Here is a 25454-nt window from a genome sequence, read left to right on the forward strand (position 1 = left end):
ACTCCCCAGTACTCTGGAATTCGCGTCAAGCCTAAATGGATGACCCCCAGGTCATTAACCCCTACCGGAGACCCTAGGGGTGCGAGATCTCCGGCAGGGCGATGGTCAGGAAAGCTGGACCAGCCAGTCGTTGACGTGCTTGGCGACGACCTCGGCGTGCTCTTCCAGCATCGTGTAGTGGTTTCCTTCGGTCTCCGCCTCGGTGGTGGCGGAAACCCACTTCGACCGCCAATCTTCGGCGGGCCATTCCGGCATCGGCTCGGCCGCGGTGACGAGCAGGACCGGAACGGTGACTGCGGGGGCGCGCCATTGTTCGAACAGCCGGAAATAGGCGCCCATCGCGGTGAGCCGGTCGTCGTCGACCGGCGCGTACCGGCCGTCGCGGTCGGCCATGCCGCCCATCAGTCCGGGCAGCAGTTCGTCGATTCCTTCGCCGCCCGGTGCGTACCCGTCGAGAACGACCAGCGCCTGCGGGCGCAGGCCGCGTTCCTCCAGCCGCGCGGTGACGGCGTGGGCGAGGACCGCCCCCGACGAATGCCCGGCCAGCACGAACGGCCCGTCGCCGGCCCGCTCGGCGACGGCGTCGGCGATCAGCTCGACCGCCGCGTCCGCCGAGGCCGGAAGTGCTTCCCCGGTCCCGAATCCGGGCACCGACAGCGACGACACGCCACGCACGCCGCGCAGCGCGGCGCCGATCCCGGCGTACTGGTGCGGACCGGAGATGGCGGTCATCGACGGGACGCAGATCAGGCTCGGCTCGGCCGTCTCCGGCGCCAGCCGCACCAGTGACGCGGCGGACGCGCCGGTGGGCCGGAACCGCGACGCCGTCATCAGCATGCTGACGAAGTCGCCCGCCTGGCCCTGGGCGCAGGCCTGCCGGAACAACGCGCCGAGCGTGCTTTCGGCCTGTTCGACGGAGGACGTGCCCGCGAGCCGGTCCGCCAGGTACCCGGCCAGCGCGTTCGGCGTGCCGAACTCGTAGACCAGCGCCGGCGGCAGGTCGAGGCCGGTCAGCTCGGTGAGCCGGTTGCGCAGCTCGACCGCGGTCAGCGACGCGAACCCGAGTTCGAGGAACTCGCGATCAGCCTCGACGGCGTCCGCGGAACGGTGACCAAGCACGAACGCGGCCTGTTCGCGGACCACGCCGAGCAGGATTTCGACGCGCTCGGCGCCGGTCGCCGAGCCGAGCCCTTCCAGCGCGCCGAGGCGCACCGGTTCCGGCTTGGCCTCGACGACGGGGGCCAGCACGTCCAGGAACGCGGCCGGCCGGGTCGCACGCAGCGCGGGAGCCACGGCGGCCCAGTCGACGTCGGCCAGCACGAGCCCACGCTCACCCCGCCCCGCCGCGACACGCACCGCGGCCAGCAAGTGCCGCGGGTCGAGCTGAGCGACGCCCGGAGTCGTCGGCGTGCCCTCCCACGGCCCGGTGGCGACACACAGGGTTCCGGCGCCCCGCTGCTGGGCGAGCGCGGTGAGCCGGGCGCCGGCCGCGGCGTCGACCGCCGCACCCGCCCCGCCCCAGACGCACGCGCCCGGCACGAGCACCAGGAACGCCTCGACGTCATCGCCGACGTCGAGCGCTTCGGCGACCTGCTCCTGCACGGCCGCTTCAAACGCGCTCGGCGTGAGCGTGTCCAGCGGCGCGGGCGAAGACGGCGTCACGAGGTGGACGACCGTGCGAGCGCCCGCCGTGACGTCGCGGGTCGGTTCGGCGCCCAGGCCCGTGAGCCAGGCCTCGACCGACTCCGACACCGCCCCGGTGAGCAGCACCGGACCTTCCGGCGTCCACGACGAACCCGCGTTGTCCTCGCGCCCACCGCCGGTGAGCACCAGACCATCCGGCGCCGACGACTTACCCGCGTGGCCGAGCGGCGCGCGGACCAGCCGCCGGGCGAGCACGCCCGCCGGCCGCACCGCGACGTCGTCTTCGCGGCCGCCGCCGGTGAGCACCGCGCCCACCCGCCGCCAGTCCGCGGCCGTGGGCGCGGCGGGCAGGTCGAGCAGGCCGCCCCAGCGGTGCGGGTACTCCTGCGCGGCCACCTGGCCGAGCGCCCAGACCTGCGCCGGGCCCGCCGCGGGCACCGCGTCGGCCGTCCCGGTCCGGACGGCGCCGCTGGTCAGGCACCACAGCGGCGCCTCGACCCCGGCATCGCCGAGGGCCTGGACCAGCGCGGTGCTGAGCGCGAGCCCGTGCGTCTCGTCCAGCGCCAGCAGCGAAAGCACGCCGCCGACCGGGCCGTCGAGCACCGTGCGCAGGCCGCCGGCGAGCAGGTCGCGGTCGGCGTCGGTGTCGTCCAGCGCCACCCCGGCCGCGGTCGCGCCGAGACTTTCGAGCAGCCGCACGGCACCGGCGACCCGCTCGTCCTCGGCGTGCGTGGCGGGCGCCACGACGAGCCAGGTGCCCGACGTCATGCCACCGGCCGGTTCGGGGATCGAGTGCCACTCGGCCCGGTACCGCCAGCTGTCCACAGTGGACTCGGTGCGCCGGCGGCGGTGCCACGCGGACAGCGCCGGGAGCACGGTGTCGAGGGCGGCCCGGCCGTCCTCGCCGACGTTCAGCGCTTCGGCCAGAGCACCGGCGTCGGCGCGTTCGACCGAGGCCCAGAACGCCGAGTCGGGCGCCGTCGCAGCGGCCACGGGTGCTTCGGCCCGCAGCCAGTAGTGCTCCCGCTGGAAGGCGTAGGTGGGCAGGTCCGCCCGGCCCGCGCCCCAGCCCGCGGCCCGCGCCGGCCAGTCGAGCCGGACGCCGCGGACGTGCAGCGCGGCCAGCGCCGCGGCGAACGCGGCCGGTTCCGGCCGGTCGCCCCGCAGGGCCGGGACGACCAGGACCGCCGGGTCGTGGTCGAGCGACTCGCGGGTGAGGCCGGACAGCGGCGCGTCCGGTCCCAGCTCGACGAACGTCCGGACGCCCAGGTCGTGCACGGTGGCGACGCCGTCGGCGAACCGGACCGCGGCGCGGACGTGCCGGACCCAGTAGTCCGCGTCCACCTCGGTGAGCAGCTCGCCGGTGACGTTCGAGACTATCGGTATAACCGGCTTACCGTATGACAGAGACTCCGCTATACCGCGGAACTCCGCGAGCATCGGCTGCATCCGCGCGGAGTGGAACGCGTGGCTGACGCTCAGCCGCTTGGTCTTGCGGCCGAGGCCGTGGAAGTGCTCGGCCAGCGCGAGCACGGCGTCCTCGTCGCCGGAGACCACAGTGGACTCCGGGCCGTTGAGCGCGGCGATCGCGACGCCGTCGCCCAGGTGCGGGTGGACCTCGTCCTCGCCGGCCTGCACCGCGACCATCACGCCGCCCGCGGGCAGCGCCTCCATCAGCCGGGCGCGGGCGGTGATCAGCTCGGCCGCGTCGGCCAGCGACAGCACCCCGCCCACGTGCGCGGCGGCGATCTCGCCGACCGAGTGCCCGAGCAGGTACGCCGGGCGCAGCCCCGCGTGCTCGGCCAGCCGGTACAGCGCGACCTCGATCGCGAACAGCGCCGGCTGCGTGTAGCCGGTGCGGTCGAGCAGGTCCGGCTCGTCGACGATCGTCTTCAGTGGACGGTCGAGGTGCCGGTCCAGCACCGCGCAGACGTCGTCGAACGCGGCGGCGAACACCGGCTCGGTCGCGTACAGCTCGCGGCCCATGCCGGCGCGCTGGCTGCCCTGCCCGGAGAACAGCACGGCCACCGCCCCGGCGTGCCCCGCCGTCCCGCGCAGGACGCCTGGGCCGTCGGCGCCCTCGGCCACGGCGCGGACGCCGTCGAGCAGCTCGTCGCGGTCGGCGCCGAGCACGACGGCCCGGTGCTCCCAGGTGGCGCGGTGCGCGGCGAGGGTGCGGGCGACCGCCGTGGCGGACAGCTCCGGCTCCGCCGCGACACGCGTGATCAGCCGGTCCGCCTGCTCACGCAGCGCGGCGGCGGTCCGCCCGGAGATCAGCCACGACAGCACCTTCGAGTCCTCAGTGGACTCTTCGAGCGCGGCGACCGACGGCGCCTGCTCGATGATCGCGTGCGCGTTGGTGCCGCTCACGCCGAACGACGAGACGCCGGCGCGACGCGGGCGGCCGGTCTCCGGCCACGCGCGCTCCTCGGTCAGCAGCTCGACCGAACCCGCCGTCCAGTCCACTTGGGACGACGGCGCGTCGACGTGCAGCGTCTTCGGCAGCACGCCGTGGCGCAGCGCCTCGACCATCTTGATGATGCCGCCGACGCCCGCCGCGGCCTGGGTGTGGCCGATGTTGGACTTCAGCGACCCCAGCAACAGCGGTTCGCCGGAGCGGTCCTGGCCGTAGGTCTCCAGCAGCGCCTGGGCCTCGATCGGGTCGCCCAGCTTCGTGCCGGTGCCGTGCGCCTCGACGGCGTCGACGTCCGAGGTGGACAGACCCGCTGTCGCCAGCGCCTGGCGGATCACCCGCTGCTGCGCCGGGCCGTTCGGCGCGGTGAGGCCGTTGGACGCGCCGTCCTGGTTCACCGCCGTGCCGCGGACGACCGCGAGCACCTCGTGGCCGTTGCGCCGCGCGTCCGACAGCCGCTCCAGCAGCAGCATGCCGGCGCCCTCGCCCCAGCCCGTGCCGTCGGCGGCGTCGGCGAACGACTTGCACCGGCCGTCCGAGGACAGCCCGCGCTGGCGGGAGAACTCGATGAACACGTTCGGTGTGGCCAGCACGGTGACACCGCCGGCCAGCGCGAGCTCGCACTCGCCGGACCGCAGGGCCTGCGCCGCGAGGTGCAGCGCGACCAGCGACGACGAGCACGCCGTGTCCACGGTGACCGCGGGGCCCTCGAGACCGAAGGTGTAGGACAGCCGCCCGGACGCCACGCTGCCCGAGGTGCCGGTGCCGAGGTAACCCTCGACGCCCTCCGGCACGGAAGCCAGCGAAGTCGCGTAGTCGTGGTACATCACGCCGGCGAAGACGCCGGTCCGGCTGCCGCGCAGCGTGCCCGGGTCGATCCCGGCGCGCTCGAAGGCCTCCCACGACGTCTCCAGCAGCAACCGCTGCTGCGGGTCCATCGCGATCGCCTCACGCGGCGAGATGCCGAAGAAGGCCGCGTCGAACTCGCCCGCGTCGTAGAGGAAAGCGCCTTCACGGGCGTAGGAGGTGCCCTGGTTGTCCGGGTCGTCGTCGAACAGCCCGGCGACGTCCCAGCCGCGGTCGGCCGGGAAGACCGAGATCGCGTCGGTGCCCTCGGACACCAGACGCCACAGGTCCTGCGGGCCGCGCACCCCGCCCGGGTACCGGCAGCCCATGCCGACGATCACGACCGGGTCGTCGGCCGTGGCCGCCTTCCGGGCGACCGGCCCGGTCCGGGCCGTGCCGGCCAGCCGGCGGTCGAGCTCGGCGGCCAGCGCCGCGGGTGCCGGGTAGTCGAAGACCATCGTCGCGGGCAGCCGGAGGCCGGTGGCCGCGCCGAGCCGGTTGCGCAGCTCGACCGCGGTCAGCGAGTCGAAGCCCAGCTCGCGGAACGCGCGGTCCGGGTCGACCGCCTCGGCCGACGCGTGCCCGGCGACCGCGGCGGCCTGGCCGCGGACCAGGTCCAGCAGGAACGCCGCGCGCTCGGCGGCGGGCAGACCCGCCAGCCGCGCCTCGACCGAGTCGACCCGGTCCGCGCCCGCGAGCGCTGCCGTACGACGGCTCGGCGCGCGGACCAGGCCGCGCATGACCGGCGGGATCATCCCGGCCGCGGCCTGCTTGCGCAGCGCCGGGACGTCGAGCCGCATCGGCACGACCAGCGCGTCCAGCGAACCGATGGCCGCGTCGAACAACGCCATGCCCTGCGCCGACGACAGCGGGGCCACCCCGCCGCGGCTCATCCGGCGGACGTCGGCGTCGCCGAGGTCGCCGGTGAGCGCGCTGCGCTCCTCCCAGAAACCCCAGGCCAGCGAGACCGCGGGCTTGCCCGCGGCGCGCCGGCGCTGGGCCAGCGCGTCGACCACGGCGTTGGCCGCGGCGTAGTTGGCCTGCCCGGCGCTGCCGAGCAGCCCGGCGGCCGAGGAGAACAGCACGAACGCGCGCAGGTCGCGGTCCGCGGTCAGCTCGTCCAGGTGCAGCGCCGCGTCCGCCTTGGGCCGCAGCACGGTGTCCAGGCGCGCCTCGGTCTGCGCCTCGACGACGCCGTCGTCGAGCACCGCCGCCGCGTGGATCACCGCGGTCAGGTCGGGCACCCCGGCGAGCAGTTCGGCCAAGGCGTCGCGGTTGGCGACGTCGCAGGCCGCGATGGTCACCTCGGCGCCCAGCCCGGTCAGCTCGGCGGCCAGTTCCGGCGCGCCCGGCGCGGCCCAGCCCTGACGGCCGGTCAGCAGCAGGCGGCGGACGCCGTGCGCGGTCACCAGGTGCCGGGCCAGCAGCGAGCCGATCGTGCCGGTGGCCCCGGTGACCAGGACCGTGCCGTCGCCGCCCAGGACGTCCACAGTGGACTCGGCGGGCGCCAGGCGCGGTACCAGGACCCGGCCGCCGCGGATCGCCCGCTGCGGCTCGTCACCGGTCAGCGCACCCTCCGGGATGCCGCCCGCCGGGTCGAGGTCGAGCAGCAGGAACCGGCCCGGGTGCTCGGACTGCGTCGAGCGGAGCAGGCCCCAGACGGCCGCGGTCGCGACGTCGGGCGATTCGCCGTCGATCGCGACGGCGCCGCGCGTGACCAGCACCAGCCGGCCGGTGAAGCGCTCGTCGGCCAGCCAGCCGTGCACCAGTTTCAGCGCGCGTCCGGCGTTCGCCCGGACGTCGTCCGCGGCGAAGCTGACCAGCACCAGGTCGGGCTGGTCGGCCTCGGCGAGGGCGTTCGGCGTGTCGTGGCAGACCGCGCCGAACGCGCCGGTCAGGCCGAACGGGTCCTCGCCGAGCACGGCCACCGACGGTGTCTCTTCGGTGACCGGTACTTCGGTCCAGGTGAGGCGGAAGAGCGAGCCCGCGGCGGACGACGACGCCGGAGCCGACATCGGCCGCAGCACCAGCGAGTCCACCGTCACCACCGGCCGGCCCGCAGGGTCGGACGCCGTCAGCGAAAGGCCGTCGGTTCCGGACGGCGCGAGCCGGACCCGCAGTGCGGCGGCGCCGGACGCGTGCAGCGTGACCCCGGTCCAGGCGAACGGCAGGCGCCCGCCCTCGACCAGCCCCAGCCCGGCAGCCTGGACGGCGGCGTCGAGCAGGGCCGGGTGCAGGCCGAACGCGGCCGCGGCGGCGCTGTCGGGCAGCGTGACCTCGGCGAACACCTCCACCCCGCGTCGCCAGGCGGCGGTCAGGCCCTGGAACACCGGGCCGTAGGCGAATCCGTAGTCGGCCAGGCCGTCGTAGTAGCCCTCCAGCGACACCGCTTCGGCGCCGGCGGGCGGCCACTCGGTGTCCACTTCGGACTCCACCGTGCCGGAGCCGAGCACACCGGACGCGTGCCGCGTCCACGCCTGCTCGTCCAGCGACTGCTCTTCCCGCGAGTACACCGTGAACGAGCGCAGCCCGCCCACGTCCGGCTCGCCGACGACGATCTGGAGCAGCACGTGGCCGGTCACGGGCAGCACCAGCGGGGCGTGCAGGGTCAGCTCGTCGAGGCGGTCACAGCCGGACTGGTCGCCGGCGCGGATCGCCAGCTCGACGAACGCGGTCCCGGGCAGCAGCACCGCGTCGCCGACGACGTGGTCGGCCAGCCACGGGTGCGTCTGCCGGGAGATCCGGCCGGTGCACAGGTAGCCGGCGTTCTCCGCGAACCCGACCGCGGCGCCCAGCAGCGGGTGCGCGACCGCGCCCAGCCCGGCCGACGACACGTCCGCGAACGCGGGCGCGGCCGGCTCCGGCCAGTAGTGCTCGTGCTGGAAGGCGTAGGTCGGCAGGTCGGCGCGGCGGGCGCCGGAGCCGGCGAACACCGCGGCCCAGTCGACGGTGACGCCGTGCGCGAACGCCTCGGCCAGCGCGAGCAGCACGCGGTCGCGGCCGCCCTCGTCCCGGCGCAGCGTGCCGCTGACGGTGGCCGTCGAACCGGCGTCGTCGATGGTCTGCTGGATCCCGACGGTCAGCACCGGGTGGGCGCTGACCTCGACGAACGACTCGTGGCCCAGCGCCAGCAGCGCGCGGGTGACCTCTTCGAACCGGACCTGCTGGCGCAGGTTGCGGTACCAGTAGGCGGCGTCCAAAGCAGACGTCTCGACCGGGCCGCCGGTGACCGTGGAGTGGAACACCGTGTCGGTGTCGCGCGGCCGGATCGGGGCGAGCAGCCGCAGCAGCTCGTCTTCGATGGCCTCGACGTGCCCGCAGTGCGACGCGTAGTCGACGGCGATCCGGCGGGCGCGAATGTGGTGGCCGCGGCAGTGCTCGACCAGTTCGTCGAGCGCGTCGGCGTCGCCGGACACGACGGTCGCTTCGGGCCCGTTGACCGCGGCGACGGAGATCCGCCCGGTCCACCCCTTCAGGAGCTCTTCCGCACCGGCGCGGGAAAGCGCGAGCGAGACCATCCCGCCGCGACCGGACAGCGCCAGGATCGCCTTACTGCGCAACGCGACGACGCGAGCGGCGTCCGAAAGGGACAGTGCCCCCGCGACGGCGGCCGCCGCGATCTCGCCCTGCGAGTGCCCGATCACCGCGGCCGGGCGAACGCCGTAGGCGCGCCAGACCTCGGCCAGCGAGACGTTGATCGCCCACAGCACCGGCTGCACGACGTCCACCCGCTCGATGGGCTCGGCCGCGCGGACGACGTCGAGGAGCTGGAAGTCGACGAACGGGGCCAGCGCGGCGGCGCACTCGGCCATCCGCGCGGCGAACACCGGCTCGGTCTCCAGCAGCTCGACGGCCATGCCCGGCCACTGCGAACCCTGACCGGGGAACACGAACACCGGCCGCTCCCCGCGGGCGAACCCCTGTGAGACGCCGTGCCCGGCGATGCCGCCGGCCAGCGCGGCGAGCCGATCCTTCAGCTCATCGGCGTCGCGGCCCACCACGACCGCGCGGTGCTCGAACACTGACCGGGTGGTGGCCAGCGCGTGGCCGACGTCGACGGGGTTACCGTCCACAGTGGCCAGCCGAGCGGCCTGGGCCCGCAGCGCGCCTTCCGTCCGCGCGGTCAGGACCCAGGGAATCGCGCCCTGATAGTTGGGTTCGACATTCTCGACATCCATTTCGGACGGTGCTTCGATGATCGCGTGCGCGTTGGTACCGCTGACGCCGAACGCCGACACCGCCGCGCGACGCGGGCGGCCGGTCTCCGGCCAGGCCCGTTCCTCGGCGAGCAGCTCGACCGCGCCCGAGGCCCAGTCGACGTGCGGGGTCGGCTCGTCGATGTGCAGCGAGCGCGGCAGCACGCCGTGCCGGATGGCCTGCACCATCTTGATCACGCCGCCCACACCGGCCGCGGCCTGCGTGTGCCCGATGTTCGACTTGAGCGAGCCGAGCCAGAGCGGCTCCTCACGGTCGCGGCCGTAGGTGGCCAGCAGGGCCTGCGCCTCCACCGGGTCGCCGAGCGTGGTGCCGGTGCCGTGCCCTTCGACGACGTCGACGTCCGAAGTGGACAGTCCGGCGTTGGCCAGGGCCTGGCGGATCACCTTCTGCTGCGCGGGCCCGTTCGGCGCGGTGAGGCCGTTGGACGCGCCGTCGGAGTTGACCGCGCTGCCCCGGACGATCGCGAGCACCGGGTGCCCGAGCCGGCGGGCGTCGGAAAGCCGTTCCACGACGAGCATCCCGGCACCCTCGCCCCAGGCCGTGCCGTCGGCGGCGGACGCGTACGGCTTGCACCGGCCGTCCTTGGCCAGCCCGCGCTGGCGGGAGAACTCGACGAACGGCCCCGGCGTCGGCATCACCTGCACGCCGCCGGCCAGCGCCATCGAGCACTCGCCGCTGCGCAGGGCCTGCACCGCCCAGTGCAGCGCGACCAGCGACGACGAGCACGCCGTGTCCACCGTGACCGCCGGACCTTCGAGGCCGAGCGTGTAGGCGATCCGGCCGGACATCACGCTGGACGACGTGCCGGTGAGCATGTAGCCCTCGGCGTTCGCCGTACTGCTCGTGAGCACCGAGGTGTAGTCCTGGGTGGCACCGCCGACGAACACGCCGGACCGGCTGCCGCGCAGGGTTTCCGGGTCGATCCCGGCGCGTTCCAGCGCCTCCCAGGCGATCTCCAGCAGCAGCCGCTGCTGCGGGTCCATGCTGAGCGCTTCACGCGGGGTGATCCCGAAGAACCCGGCGTCGAACAGGCCCGCTTCGTGCAGGAAAGCGCCTTCTCGGGTGTAGCTCGTGCCGGCCGACTCGGGGTCGTCGTCGTACAGCGCGTCCAGCGCCCAGCCTCGGTTGTCGGGGAACGTGGAGATCGCGTCGCGGCCTTCGGCGACGAGGTCCCACAGCTGCTCCGGCGTCGAGATCCCGCCCGGGTAGCGGCAGGCCATCGCGACGATCGCGATCGGCTCGTCGGTCGCGCCGACCGCGGTGACCTGGGCGGCGTCGGCCGCGACTCCGAGCACCTCGGCCCGCAGGAACTCCGCGAGCACCCGGGGCGAGGGGTAGTCGAACACCAGCGTCGTCGGCAGGGTCAGGCCGGTGACGGCCGTGAGCCGGTTGCGCAGCTCGACCGCGGTCAGCGAGTCGAACCCGAGCTCGCGGAACGCCTTCTGCGCGCCGAGGCCGTCCGCGCCGGCGAAGCCGAGCACCGCGGCGGCGTGCTGCGAGATCAGGTCGACCAGCGCGTCCTCCTGGTCGGCGGCCGACATCCCGCTGAGCCGCGCGTGCAGCGCGGACGCCTCGGGCGTGCGCTCGGCGGCGGCCTGCTCGGCCGCCGCCCGGAGGGCGCGAACCGCGGGCAGCTCGTCCAGCAGCGGCCGCGGGCGGGCCGCGGTGAACGCCGGGAAGAACCGCTCCCAGACGACGTCGGCGACGGCCAGGAACGTCTCGTCGCGCTCCAAGGCCTGACGCAGCGCGGCGATCGCGAGCTTCGGGTCCATGGCCGGGACGCCGCGGCGGCGCATCTGCTCCCCCGCCTCGCCCTCGGCCATGCCGCCGTCGGCCCAGGCCCCCCACGCGATGGAGGTGGCCTTGAGCCCGCGGGCGCGGCGCTGCTCGGCGAAGGCGTCGAGGTAGGCGTTCGCCGCGGCGTACGCGCCCTGGCCACCGCCGCCCCAGACGCCCGCGTTGGAGGAGAAGAGCACGAAGGCGTCCAGCTCGGGGAAGACGTCCTCGAGTGCCTGCGCACCGCTGATCTTGGCGGTGGCGATCCGGGCCAGGTCGTCGAGGACCAGGTCGTCGACGGCGCCGGTCTCGCCGAGGCCGGCCGCGTGGAAGACCGCGGTGACCGGGTCGTCCAGGCTCGCGGCGAGTGCGGTGAGAGCGTCGCGGTCGGCGGCGTCGCAGGCCGCGACGGTGACGCGGGTGCCCAGCTCGGTCAGCTCGGCGGCCAGTGCGGCCGCGCCCGGGGCGTCCGCGCCGCGACGGCTGGTGAGCACGACGTGCGCGGCGCCGGCGGAGGCGAGCCAGCGTGCGACGTGCGCGCCGATCGCCCCGGTGCCGCCGGTGATCAGGACGGTCGCGCCGTCCGGCCGCCAGCCCTGGCGACGCGAGACGGTACCTGCGGCAGGCGCAGGCACCAGCCGGCGCGCGAGGACGCCGTTGTCGCGCACGGCGACCTGGTCTTCGGTGCCGGTCAGCACGGCGGCGAGCCGGGCGGCGGCGCGGTCGGAGACCTCAGTGGGCAGGTCGACCAGACCGCCCCAGCGCTCGGGCCGTTCCAGGCCGAACACCCGGCCCAGGCCCCAGACCGCGGCCTGGGCCGCGGACGAGACCGGCGCGACCGCGCCGGCGGTGGCGATCCACAGTGGAGTGTCACCCAGGGCCCGCATCAGCTCGGCGGTGGCCGCGAGCCCCGCGGGGACGGAGGCGGCGTCCGGGTGCGGACGCTCGTCCAGCGCCAGCAGGGACAGCACGCCGTCCACGGGCTCGGTGTTCTGGTCGATCCCGGTCACGACGCGGACGTCGACACCGGCCGCGCGCAGCGCCTCGGGCCACGCGGTCTCGACGCCCTCGGGGACGACCACGAGCCACGTGCCTTGCGGGATCCCGGCCGGTTCCGGCAGCGGGTTCCACGCGATCCGGTACCGCCAGCCATCCACAGTGGACTCTTCGGCGGCCTGGCTGTGCCACGCGGACAACGCGGGCAGCACCGCGCTCAGCGGGTCGTCGGCGTCGACGGCCAGCGTCGCGACGAGTTCCCCCAGGTCACCGCGGTCGACGGCGGCCCAGAAAGCGGACTCGAGCGCGTTCGTGGCCCCGAACGCCGCGCCCGCGGGCCGTTCCGGCGCGTCAAGCCAGTACCGCGCCCGCTGGAACGGGTACGTCGGCAGGTCGACCCGCTTCGGGCTGATCCCGGCGAAGAGCACGGACCAGTCCGGCGACGCCCCGGCCGCGATGGCCGCGGCGAGCGCGTGCCGGACGGTCGTCTCTTCGTCACGCGCGGCCCGCAGCGCCGGGACGGCGGTGACGGTGCCGGTCAGGCACTCCTGCGCCATCGCGCAGAGGATGCCGTCCGGCCCCAGCTCGACGAACGTCGTGACACCGCGCTCCTCGAGCGTGCGGACGCCGTCGGCGAACCGCACCGCACGACGGACGTGGCGCACCCAGTAGTCCGGGTCGGCCAGCTCTTCGGCCGTGGCGAGGCGTCCGGACACATTGGACACGATCGGAATGCGCGGCTCCTGGTAGGTCAGGGTTTCCGCGACGGCGTAGAAGTCCTCCAGCATCGCGTCCATGCGGGGCGAGTGGAAGGCGTGGCTGACCGTGAGCAGCTTGGTCTTGCGCCCCAGGGCGGTGAAGTGGTCGGCGACGGCCAGCACGGCGTCGTCGTCACCGGAGACGACGGTCGAGGCCGGGCTGTTGAGCGCGGCGACGCTCACCGCGTCGGTCAGCAGCGGCATGATCTCGTCCTCGGTGGCCTGGATCGCCACCATCGCGCCGCCCTCGGGCAGCGCCTGCATCAGCTCGCCGCGCGCGGCGACCAGCGCGACCGCGGCCGGCAGGTCCAGCACGCCCGCGACGTGCGCGGCCGCGATCTCGCCGATCGAGTGCCCGATCAGGAAGTCCGGCGTGACGCCGAAGTGCTCGAACAGGCGGAACAACGCGACCTCGACGGCGAACAGCGCGGCCTGCGTGTAGCGGGTTTTGTCCAGCAGCCGCTCGGGGTCGTCGAACAGGACCGTCTTGAGTGGAGTGTCCAACCGGGACCCGAACGCGGCGCAGACGGCGTCCAGCGCCTCGGCGAACGCGGGCTGGGAAGCGTACAGCTCGCGGCCCATGCCGACGCGCTGGCTGCCCTGGCCGGTGAAGAGGAACGCCGTCTTCGCGCCGGCGACCCCGGTGATCGCGCCGGGCTCCCCCGCGGCGATCGCGTCAAGGGCAGCGAGGACCTCCCCCGGTTCGTCGGCGAGGACGACCGCGCGGTGCTCGTGCAGGGTCCGGGTGGTGGCCAGCGAGTAGGCGACCTCGGTGACGTCGAACTCGGTGAGCTGCTCACGCAACTGTGCGGCCTGGGCGCGCAGCGCCGCCTCGGACCGGCCCGAGACGACCAGCGGAACCCGCCGCCCATCGTTGGTGGGCTCGTCGATCTCAGCGGGTTCGGCCTGCTCGACGATCACGTGGGCGTTGGTGCCGCTGAACCCGAACGAGCTGATCCCGGCGCGTCGAGCGCGGTCGACGTCCGGCCACGCGCGCTCGTCGGCGAGCAGCTCGACGGCCCCGGACTCCCAGTCGACGTGCGGAGTCGGCTCGGTCAGGTGCAGGGTCTTGGGCAGGACGCCGTGGCGCATCGCCTCGACCATCTTGATGATCCCGGCAACGCCGGCCGCGGCCTGAGTGTGGCCGAGGTTCGACTTGATCGAGCCGAGCAGCAGCGGCTCGCCGGCGCGGTCCTGGCCGTAGGTCGCGAGCAGCGCCTGTGCTTCGATCGGGTCGCCCAGCTGGGTGCCGGTGCCGTGCGCCTCGACGACGTCGACGTCCGAAGTGGACAGTCCGGCGTTCGCCAGCGCCTGGTGGATCACGCGTTGTTGCGAGGGCCCGTTCGGCGCGGTGAGACCGTTGGACGCGCCGTCCTGATTGACCGCGGAGCCGCGGACGACGGCCAGCACAGGGTGGCCGTTACGACGGGCGTCGGACAGCTTCTCCAGCAGCAGCACACCGGCGCCTTCACCCCAGCCGGTGCCGTCGGCATCAGCGGAGAAGGCCTTGCAGCGGCCGTCGGAGGCGAGCCCGCGCTGCCGGCTGAACTCGACGAACGCGCCCGGGGACGCCATCACGGTGACCCCGCCGGCCAGGGCCAGCGTGCATTCCCCGTTCCGCAGTGCCTGCGCGGCGAGATGCACGGCGACCAGCGACGACGAGCACGCCGTGTCCACGGTGACCGCCGGGCCCTCGAGGCCGAGCGCGTAGGAGACGCGGCCGGTGACGACGCTGCCCGCGGTGCCGGTGGACAGGTAGCCCTCGACGCCCTCGGGCACGGCCAGCAGCCGGGTCGCGTAGTCGTGGTACATCACCCCGGCGAACACACCGACGCGGCTGCCACGCACGGCGGCCGGCGGGATCCCGGCACGCTCGAAGGCCTCCCACGACGTCTCGAGCAGCAACCGCTGCTGCGGATCCATCGCCACGGCCTCGCGCGGCGAGATCCCGAAGAACTCGGGATCGAACTGCGCGGCGTCGTGCAGGAACCCGCCCTCACGGGTGTAGCTCGTGCCCGCGGCATCGGGATCGTCGTCGTAAAGCGCGTCAAGGTCCCAGCCGCGGTCCGCGGGAAACCCGCTGACGCCGTCCCGCCCCTCGGCGACCAGCCGCCACAAGTCATCGGGCGTGCGCACCCCGCCGGGATAGCGGCAGCCCATCGCGACGATCGCGATCGGCTCCTGCGCCCCGGCCTCGGCCTCGCGCAGCCGGCGCCGCGTCTCGTGCAGGTCCGCGGTCACCCGCTTGAGGAAGTACCTGAGCTTGTCGTCGTTCTGTTCGGTCATGTCAGCGCGCCCCTCAGCGTCGAGCCGTCGAAGTCTGTGTCCCGCCGTGCCCCAGCTCTGGCGTGTTGGCCGTTCCGGTCGGCGTGTTGGCCGCTCCGGTCGGCGTGTTGGCCGCTCCCGGCGGCGAGTTGGCCGCTCCCGGCGGCGAGTTGGCCACTCCGGTTGGCGAGTCGGCCGTTGGCGGTGGTGAGTCGGGTGGTCATGAGATGCCGAACTCCTTGCCGATGAAGTCGAAGATCTCGTCGTCCGAGGCCACTTCCAGGCCGTCGGCGACGGACGTCTCCTCTTCCGGTTCCGGGTCGGCCCAGGCGGACGCCAGACCGCGGAGGCGGCCGGCGATCCGGGCGCGGCCGGACTCGTCCGGCACGACCTGCGTCAGCGCGGCGCCGAGCCGGTCCAGCTCGGCCAGGAGCGCGGTGACCGCTGCGGTGCCGTCCGGGGCCAGGTCGGCCGCGAGCCGCGCGGCCAGGTCCAGCGGGGTCGGGTGGTCGAACACCAGCGTCGCGGGCATCCGCAGCCCGGTGACCGCGGCCAGCCGGTTGCGCAGCTCAACCGCCGTCAGCGAGTCGAACCCGAGCTCCTTGAACGCCCGCGCCGGTTCGACCAGATCGGCGTCGGCGTGCCCGAGCACCGCGGCGACCTGCCCGCGGACCAGGTCCAGCAGGATCCGCTCGCGATCCTCGGGCGACGCGGTCGACAGCCGCGCGGCCAGCGCCGCACCGGCTCCCGCCGAGACGTCCGCGCCGCGTCGCGCGGGGACCCGGACGAGACCCCGCAGCAACGCGGGCACCTCGCCCTGCGCGCGAGCCGCGGCGAGGTCGAGCCGGACCGGCACGAGCGCCGGGTCGCCGATCGCGACCGCGGTGTCGAACAGCGCCAGACCTTCCTCCGTGGACAGTGCGGCGACGCCGCCCCGGTGCAGCCGCCGGACGTCGGCGCTCCCGGCCATGCCGTCGTCCCACAGGCCCCAGGCCAGCGACGTCGCCGGGAGCCCCCGGGCGCGCCGGTGTGCGGCCAGCGCGTCGAGGAAAGCGTTTGCGGCGGCGTAGTTCCCCTGCCCCGCGTTGCCGAACACGCCGGCCGCGGAGGAGAACAGGACGAACGCGTCGAGGTCACCGGTGAGCTCGTGCAGGTTGACCGCGGCGTCGACCTTCGGCCGCAGCACGGCGGCCACCCGCTCGGGGGTGAGCGCCGACAGCACGCCGTCGTCGAGGACGCCGGCCGCGTGCACGACGGCGGTCACCGGGTGCTCCGCCAGCACCGCGGCCAGGGCGTCGCGATCGGCGACGTCGCAGGCCACCATCCGCACCTCGGCGCCCAATCCGGAGAGTTCGGCCGCCAGCTCGGCGTCTGCACCGCGACGGCTGAGCAGCAGCAGGTCACGGACGTCGTGCGCGGTGACGAGGTGCCGCGCGAGCACCCGGCCGAGCGCACCGGTCGCGCCGGTGAGCAGGACCCGGCCACCCGGCCGGAACCGCGGCGCGTCCTCCGGCCGCGGCACCCGCGTCAGCCGCGGCGCGAAGACGTCCCCGGCACGCACGGCCAGCTGCGGCTCGTCGGTGGCCAGCGCCCCGGCCAGCGCCTTCGAGGACTCGACGTCGTCGTCGAGGTCGGCCAGCCGGAACCGGCCGGGCTCTTCGGACTGCGCGGTGCGGATGAGACCCCAGACCGCAGCGGCGGCCGGGTCCGGCACGGTGTCGCCCTCGGCGGCGGCGACCGCGCCCCGGGTGAGCAGCACCAGCTGGGTCGCGGCGAACCGCTCATCCGCGAGTACGGCCTGGACCAGCGCCAGTGCGAACCCGGTGGACTCGTGCGCGGCCGCGGCGGTGAGCCCGCCGGTGACCGGCACGACCAGCGTGTCCGGCGCCGGACCGCCGTCGTCGAGGACGTCGGTGAGCGTGGCGAAGTCCGCGTGGGCGACCGCGCCGATCGCCTCGGCCGCGGCCAGGTCGCCGGTGAGCAGGGCGAGCTGCCGGACGCCGTGGGCAACCGGGGCGACGGGCTGCCAGCCCATCCGGAACAGCGACTCGACGCTGCCCCCGGACGGCAGCGCGAGCGGCCGGACCACCAGCGACTCGACGCGGGCGACCGGCGTGCCGGCGTGGTCGGTGACGTCGAGCGCGATCGCGTCCGCACCGGCCGGACGCAGCCGGACCCGCAGGGCGGTGGCCCCGGTGGCGTACAGGGAGACGCCGGACCAGGAGAACGGCAGGCGCGGCCCGCCTTCCCCGCCTGTCGGCGCCTTCCCCCGCGACATCGCGTGCAGCGCGGCGTCGAGCAGCGCTGGGTGCAGCCCGAACGCCGTCGCCTCGGCCTCATCGGGCAGGACGACCTCGGCGTAGACGTCCTCGCCTGCCCGCCAGATCGCCCGCAGCCCTTGGAACGCCGGTCCGTAGTCGAACCCGGCCAGCGCAAGGTCGTCGTAGATCCCTTCCACCGCAACCGATTCGGCGTCGGCGGGCGGCCACTCGGTGAGCATCTCCGGTGTGGCCGCACCACTCGCAAGGGCGCCGGTGGCGTGCACGGTCCACGGCTCGCCGTCACCGGTACGCGAGTGGAGCGCGATTTCTCGCAACCCGGACTCGCCGGGCGCCCCGACGGAAAGCTGCAGCTGAACCGCCCCCTGCTCAGGCAGCACCAGGGGCGCGGCAAGCGTCAGCTCCTCGACGCGATCGCAGCCGACCTGGTCACCGGCCCGCAGAGCGAGTTCGACGAACGCGGTGCCCGGCAGCAGCACCGTGCCCCCGACAGCGTGGTCGGCCAGCCACGGATGGGTCCGCCGCGACAGCAACCCGGTGAACACGACGGCGTCGTCACCGGCCAGGTCGACGCTCGCGCCGAGCAGCGGATGCCCAGCGGCGCCAAGGCCCGCGGAAGCGACGTCGCCGACCATCGCGGGCGGGTGCAGCCAGAACCATTCCCGCTGGAAGGCGTAGGTCGGCAGGGCAACCCGCCGCGCGCCAGTCCCGGCGAACACCGCCATCCAGTCCGGGGTGGCGCCCGCGGCGATCGCGGCGCCGAGTGCGGCGACCGCCGAGGTGGCCTCAGGGCGCCCCTTGCGCAGCGCCGGAACCGCCGTCGCGACCACGGCGTCCTGGGCCATCGCGGACAACACGCCATCCGGCCCCAGCTCCACGAACGTCGTGACCCCGGCCGCTTCCAGCGTGCGGACGCCGTCGACGAACCGCACGGCCTCCCGCACATGCCGCACCCAGTAGCCCGCGTCGAACTCCGTCACCAGCTCACCAGTGACGTTCGAAACGATCGGTATAACCGACTTACCGTAAGACAGAGACTCAGCTATACCGCGGAATTCCGCCAACATCGGATCCATCAACGGCGAATGGAACGCATGGCTCACCGCGAGCCGCTTCGTCTTGCGATCGGCGAAGTGCGCCGCCACGGCCAGCACCTCGGACTCGTCACCCGAGATGACCGTCGATGCCGGGCCGTTCACCGCCGCAACGGTCACACGGTCAGACAGATATACCGAAACCTCCGCCTCGGTCGCCTGCAAAGCCACCATCGCGCCGCCGGTGGGCAGCGCCTGCATCAACCGGCCACGAGCGGCGACCAGCGTCACCGCATCGGCCAGCGACAGCACCCCGCCGACATGCGCGGCGACGATCTCGCCGATGGAGTGCCCGGCCAGGTGTCCCGGCTTGACACCCCAGCTCTCGAACAGCCGGAACAGCGCCACCTCGAGCGCGAACAAAGCCGCCTGGGTGTAGTCGGTCCGGTCAAGCAAAGCGCTCTCTTCGAACAACACCGTCTTCAGCGGAGTGTCCAAAGTGAACTCACCACAGACCACGTCGAGCGCCTCGGCGAACACCGGGAACTCGCCGTACAGCTCACGACCCATGCCGGCCCGCTGACTGCCCTGGCCGGTGAACAGGAACGCCAGGCCACCCGCGACCGTGCCGGTCTCGACGGCACCCAGGGCGTCCAGCAGCGCGCCAGGCTCCTCGGCGGTCAGCACCACCCGACGCTCGTGCAACGTCCGGGTCGTGGCCTGCGAGAACGCGACGTCGGCGACGCGGAAGTCCGTACCCGCCAGGTGGTCGCGCAGACGTTGTGCCTGCTCGCGCAGAGCCGCGTCGGTCCGGCCGGAGACGACCACCGGCACCGCACGGTCCACGCCCGGAACGACGCGCGAAGGCTCGACGGGCGCCTGCTCGATGATCGTGTGTGCGTTGGTGCCGCTGAACCCGAACGACGACACCGCCGCGCGCCGCGGCCGGTCCACCGACGGCCACGCCCGCTGCTCGGTGAGCAGGTCCACCGCCCCGGCCGACCAGTCGACGTGCGGGGTCGGTTCGCCGATGTGCAGAGTCCGCGGGACCAGGCCGTGACGCATCGCCTGGACCATCTTGATGATCCCGGCGACGCCGGCCGCGGCCTGCGTGTGCCCCAGGTTCGACTTGACCGAACCCAGCAGCAGCGGCTCACCGGCACGCTCGGCACCGTAGGTGGCCAGCAACGCCTGCGCCTCGATCGGGTCGCCCAGCGAGGTCCCGGTGCCGTGCGCCTCGACGACGTCGACATCCGAAGTGGACAGACCGGCGTCGGCGAGGGCCTGGCGGATCACGCGTTGCTGCGAGGGACCGTTGGGTGCGGTCAGGCCGTTGGACGCGCCGTCCTGGTTGATCGCGCTCCCGCGGACCACCGCGAGCACCTCGTGACCGTTGCGCCGCGCGTCCGACAACCGCTCCAACAGCAGGACGCCGGCGCCCTCGGCCCAGCCCGTGCCGTCCGCGTCGGCCGAGAAAGCCTTGCAGCGGCCGTCGGACGCGAGCCCGCGCTGCCGGCTGAACTCGACGAACGCGCCCGGCGTCGCCATCACCGTCACACCACCGGCCAGCGCCATCGTGCACTCGCCGGAGCGCAGGGCCTGCGCGGCCAGGTGCACCGCGACCAAAGAGGACGAACACGCCGTGTCGACCGTGACCGCGGGACCCTCCAGACCGAGCACATAGGACACCCGGCCGGAGGCGACACTGCCCGACCCGCCGGTGCCCAGGTAGCCCTCGACGCCCGGCGGAATCGCGGGCAGCCGCGACAGGTAGTCGTGGTACATCACGCCGGCGAACACGCCGGTCCGGCTGCCACGCAGGGAAACCGGATCGATCCCGGCCCGCTCGACGGCCTCCCACGACGTCTCCAGCAGCAACCGCTGCTGCGGGTCCATCGCGATCGCCTCACGCGGCGAAATGCCGAAGAACGCCGGGTCGAACTCACCCGCGTCGTAGACGAACCCGCCTTCGGAGGCGTGGCTGCTGCCCTCGCGATCCGGGTCGCCGCCGAAGAGCCCGGAGACGTCCCAGCCGCGGTCGTCCGGGAACGCCGAGATCGCGTCCCGGCCGTCGCGCACCAGGTCCCACAGGTCTTCAGGGCTGCGCACGCCACCGGGGTAACGGCAGGCGGCCGCGACGATCGCGATCGGCTCGTCGACGCCGGTCTTCGCGGTGACCGTCTCGGCTTCGGCGACCTCGCCGAGCAGGTCGGTCCGGAGCTGCCCGGCCAGCGCGGCCGGAGTCGGGTAGTCGAAGATCAGCGTCGCGGGCAGCCGCAGCCCGGTGGCCACGCCCAGCCGGTTGCGCAGTTCGACGGCGGTCAGCGAGTCGAAGCCGAGGTCACCGAAGGTACGGGTGACGTCGACGTCCTCGACGGCCGCGTGCCCGAGCACCGCGGCGATCTGCGTGCGCAGCGTCGCCAGCACCAGGGCCTCACGGTCGGCTTCGGGCGTGGCGGCGAGCTTGCGCGCCAGCGGCGAGCCGGTCGGCCCGGCCGCCGCGGTCCGCCGCACGGTCGTGCGGATCAGCCCGCGCAACAGCGGCGGAATGTCCCCGCCGGCTCGGATGCCGGCCAGGTCCAGCCGGATCGGCACGACCAGGGCCCGCCCGGCGTCCGCGTCGAGCAGTGCCAGTCCATCCTCAGTGGACAGTGGGGCAACCCCGCCGCGGCCCAGCCGGCCGACGTCGGCGCCGTCGATCATGCCGTCGTCCCACAGGCCCCAGGCCAGCGACGTCGCGGCCAGGCCCTGGGCGCGCCGGTGGGCCGCGAGGGCGTCGAGGAAAGCGTTTGCTGCGGCGTAGTTGCCCTGGCCGGCGTTGCCGAAGACCCCGGCGGCCGAGGAGAACAGCACGAACGCGTCGAGGTCTTCGGTCAGCTCGTGCAGGTTGAGCGCCGCGTCGGCCTTGGGGCGCAGGACGGCGTCCAGGCGATCGGCGGTCAGCGTGGACAGCACCCCGTCGTCGAGGACACCGGCGGCGTGCACGACGGCGGTCACCGGGTGCTCGGCCAGCAACGCGGCCAGCGCGGCGCGGTCGGCGACGTCGCACGCGGCCACGGTCACCTCGGCACCCAGCCCGCGCAGGTCCGCGGCCAACTCGGCCGCGCCGGGCGCGTCCGGTCCGCGACGGCTGGTCAGCAGCAGCCGCCGGACGCCGTGCGTCACGACCAAGTGCCGGGCGACCGCGCTGCCGAGTGCGCCGGTGGCGCCGGTGACCAGAACCGTCCCATGAGGACGGAGCCCGGCGAAGGTGCCGCCGGACGCGCTCACCCGGGTCAGCCGAGGTGCGAGAACCCGGCCGCCGCGGACCGCGACATACGGCTCACCCGCGGAAACGGCGATGGGCAACGCGACCGAGCCGTCGGTGTCGACGAGCGCGATGCGGCCCGGGTGTTCGGCCTGCGCCGACCGCACGAGCCCGCCGGCGGCCGCACCCGCGAGGTCGGTGACGTCCTCGCCGGGCAGCACCGCGGCGCCGCGGGTGAGCACGACCAGCGACGTCTCGTCGAAGCGGACGTCGGTGAGCAGGGTCTGCAGCAGCGCCAGGGCGAGGTGCCCGCGCTCGTGGACGTCGCCGGTGAGGTTCAGCACCAGCACGTCCGGCGCCGACTCCATGTCCTCGTCCAACTCGAGGAAGTCGTCGTACCGCTCGACGTCCAGCCCGGCGTCCGGGCCCAGCAGCACCCAGCGGCCCTCGACGGTCGTCTCGGCGGGCACCGGCACCCAGTCGACGCCGAACAGCGCGTCGGTGCCGCGCTCGACGCTCGCCAGCGGGCGCAGGGCCAGGGACGACACGGTCGCAACGGGTTCGCCGGCGCCGTCGGCGACGGTCAGGGCAACGCCGTCCACTGTGGATGACAGGCGGACGCGCAGCTCGGTGGCGCCGGTGGCGTGCAGCGCGACACCGGACCACGCGAACGGCAGGTGCGCGCGGCCCGGCTCGACGAACGCGCCGAGCCCGATGGCGTGCAGCGCGGCGTCGAGCAGTGCGGGGTGCAGCGCGAACCCGGCGGCCGCGCGCTCGTCGGGCAGCTCGACCTCGGCGTAGACGTCCTCGCCGCGGCGCCAGGCCGCGCGCAGGCCTTGGAACGACGGCCCGTAGCCGAAGCCGGCTTCGGCGAGCGCGGCGTAGTGGCCGGACAGGTCGATCGCGTCGCCGGCCGGCGGCCAGTCCCCCAGCGGCTCGGCCGGGATCTCCGACGCGGTCAAGGTGCCTTCGGCGTGCCGCGTCCACGGCTCGTCGGCGAGCGCGCTCTCGAGTCGCGAGTGGACGGTCAGCGGGTATCGGCCGTGCTCGTCCGCGGCCCCGACCCACACCTGCAGGTGGACGGCGTCGCGCTCGGGCAGCACCAGCGGCGCGTGCAGCGTCAGCTCCTCGACGCTCCGCGCGCCGACCTGGTCGCCGGCCCGCACCGCGAGCTCGACGAACGCGGTCCCGGGCAGCAGCACGGTGCCGCCGACGGCGTGCTCGGCCAGCCACGGGTGGCTGTCCAGCGCGAGCCGGCCGGTGAGCAGCAGACCGCCCTCGGCTCCCGCTACGCCGACCGCGGCGCCGAGCAGCGGGTGGTCGGCCGGGCCGAGGCCGAACCCGGTGGCCGAGCCGGTGAAGGTCCGCGCCGGGTACAGCCAGAAGTGCTCCTTCTGGAACCGGTAGGTGGGCAGGTCGACCCACGCGTGGTCGCCGGGCAGCAGCCGCGTCCAGTCGACGCGCGCGCCGTTCGCCCAGGCCAGGCCGAGCGCGGCCACGGCGGTCTCGGGCTCGGAACGGCCGGCGCGCAACACGGGCAGTGCCTGGACGCCTTCGACGGTCTGAGAAGTGAGCGCGGAGAGAACGCCGTCGGGGCCCAGTTCGACGAACGTGCGGGCGCCGGCCTCGTGCGCGGCGGTCACGGCGTCGGCGAACCGGACGGTCTCGCGGACGTTCCGCACCCAGTAGTCCGCGTCGAACTCCGTCACCAGTTCCCCGGCGACGCTCGAGACTAACGGTATAACCGACTTACCGTAAGACAGAGACTCAGCTATACCGCGGAACTCGGCCAGCATCGGATCCATGAGCGGTGAATGGAACGCGTGGCTGACCGTCAGCCGCTTCGTCTTCCGACCCAGTTCGGCGAAGGCCGCCGCCACGGCCAGCACGGCGTCTTCGTCGCCCGAGACGACCGTCGAGGCCGGGCCGTTCAGCGCCGCGATGGTCATACCGTCAGACAGATATACCGAAACCTCCGCCTCGGTCGCCTGCAGAACCACCATCGCGCCGCCCTCGGGCAGCGCCTGCATCAGCCGGCCGCGCGCCGTGACGAGCTTGGCCGCGTCGTCGAGCGACAGCACCCCGGCGACGTGCGCGGCGGCGATCTCGCCGATCGAATGCCCGATCACCAGGTCCGGCCGCAGGCCCCAGTGCTCGACGAGCCGGAACAGCGCCACCTCGACGGCGAACAGTGCGGCCTGCGTGTACCGCGTCAGGTTCAGCCGGTCGGCGTCGTCACCGAACACGACGTCGCGGTCCAGCTCGAGACGCTCGCAAACGGCGTCGAACGCGGCCGCGAACTCCGGGTACGCGGCGTACAGCTCGCGCCCCATGCCGATCCGCTGGCTGCCCTGCCCGGTGAACAGGAAGGCCAGCTTCCCCTCTCCGGCAACCCCCGTGACGGTGGTGTCGCCGACCAGCACCGCGCGGTGCTCGTGCGCGGCCCGTCCGGTCGCCAGCGCGTGGGCGACGTCGGCGGGGTCGGCCGTCAGCTCGCGGATCGCCTCGACCTGCGCGGCGAGCGCTTCCGGCGAACGGGCCGACACGACCCGCGGCGCCGCCGGAACGTCCACTTGCGACAGCGCGGCGGGCTCTTCCGCCGGCGCCTGCTCGATGATGGTGTGCGCGTTGGTCCCGCTGAACCCGAACGACGACACGCCGGCACGGCGCGGCCGGTCCACCGACGGCCACTCACGCTGCTCGGTGAGCAGCTCGACCGCTCCGGCCGACCAGTCGATGTGCGGCGACGGCTCGCCGACGTGCAGGGTCTTCGGCAGGACACCGTGGCGGATGGCCTGGACCATCTTGATCACGCCGCCCACGCCGGCGGCGGCCTGCGCGTGCCCGATGTTGGACTTGAACGACCCCAGCCACAGCGGCTCGCCGGCACGCTCGGCGCCGTAGGTCGCGAGCAGCGCCTGGGCTTCGATCGGGTCGCCGAGCGTGGTGCCGGTGCCGTGCGCTTCGACGGCGTCGACGTCCGTTGTGGACAGTCGCGCGTCGGCCAGAGCTTGGCGGATCACGCGCTGCTGCGACGGGCCGTTGGGCGCGGTCAGGCCGCTGCTGGCGCCGTCGGAGTTGACCGCGCTCCCCCGGATCACCGCGAGCACCGGGTGCCCGTGGCGACGCGCGTCGAAAAGCCTTTCCAGCAGCAGCATCCCGGCGCCCTCGGCCCAGCCGGTGCCGTCCGCGTCGGCGGAGAACGCCTTGCACCGGCCGTCGGCGGCGAGCCCGCGCTGACGGCTGAAGTCGATGAACGCGGCCGGGGTGGACATCACCGTCACGCCGCCGGCCAGCGCCATCGTGCACTCCTGGCGGCGCAGCGCCTGACACGCCCAGTGCATCGCGACCAAAGAGGACGAACAGGCGGTGTCGACGGTGACCGCCGGGCCCTCCAGCCCGAAGGTGAACGACACCCGGCCCGAGGCGACACTGCCGGAGCTGCCGGTGCCGAGGTAGCCCTCGACGCCTTCGGGCACCATCGGCAGCCGCGACGCGTAGTCGTGGTACATCACGCCGGCGAAGACACCGGTCCGGCTGCCGCGCAACGAAACCGGGTCGATGCCGGCCCGCTCGAAGGCCTCCCACGACGTCTCCAGCAACAGCCGTTGCTGCGGATCCATGGCGAGTGCCTCACGCGGGCTGATCCCGAAGAATGACGGGTCGAACTCGGCCGCGTCGTGCAGGAACCCACCTTCGGCCGAATACGACGTGCCGGCGTGGTCGGGGTCCGGGTGGTACAGCTTCTCGACGTCCCAGCCGCGGTCGCGCGGGAACGGCGTCACACCGTCCACACCGGACTCGACGAGCTGCCACAGGTCTTCCGGGCTCGTGATCCCGCCCGGGTAGCGGCAGCTCATCGCGACGATCGCGATCGGCTCGGCCTCGACCTCCTGCAGCCGCTGCCGGGTCTGGGCCAGGTCGGCGGTCACCCGCTTGAGGTAATCGCGGAGTTTCTCTTCGTTCACCATGGCTGCG

General features: G+C 74.1%; 2 protein-coding genes. Both read right to left on the reverse strand.

Annotated elements, in window-relative coordinates; genetic code table 11:
• Window positions 1–105: 105 nt before the first annotated feature.
• Window positions 106–14937: a type I polyketide synthase gene (locus ACLJQZ_RS04275; protein ID WP_410618702.1), complete on the reverse strand. Its 14832-nt coding sequence runs from the start codon at window positions 14935–14937 to the stop codon at window positions 106–108.
• Window positions 14938–15136: 199 nt separating this feature from the next.
• Window positions 15137–25444 carry an SDR family NAD(P)-dependent oxidoreductase gene (locus tag ACLJQZ_RS04280; RefSeq protein WP_410619057.1) on the reverse strand — a complete coding sequence of 3436 codons (10308 nt, stop codon included), beginning with the start codon at window positions 25442–25444 and terminating at the stop codon, window positions 15137–15139.
• Between the last annotated feature and the right edge of the window lie 10 nt (window positions 25445–25454).

This window comes from Amycolatopsis sp. cmx-8-4, from assembly GCF_046548675.1.
In the GTDB taxonomy this organism is placed as follows: domain Bacteria; phylum Actinomycetota; class Actinomycetes; order Mycobacteriales; family Pseudonocardiaceae; genus Amycolatopsis.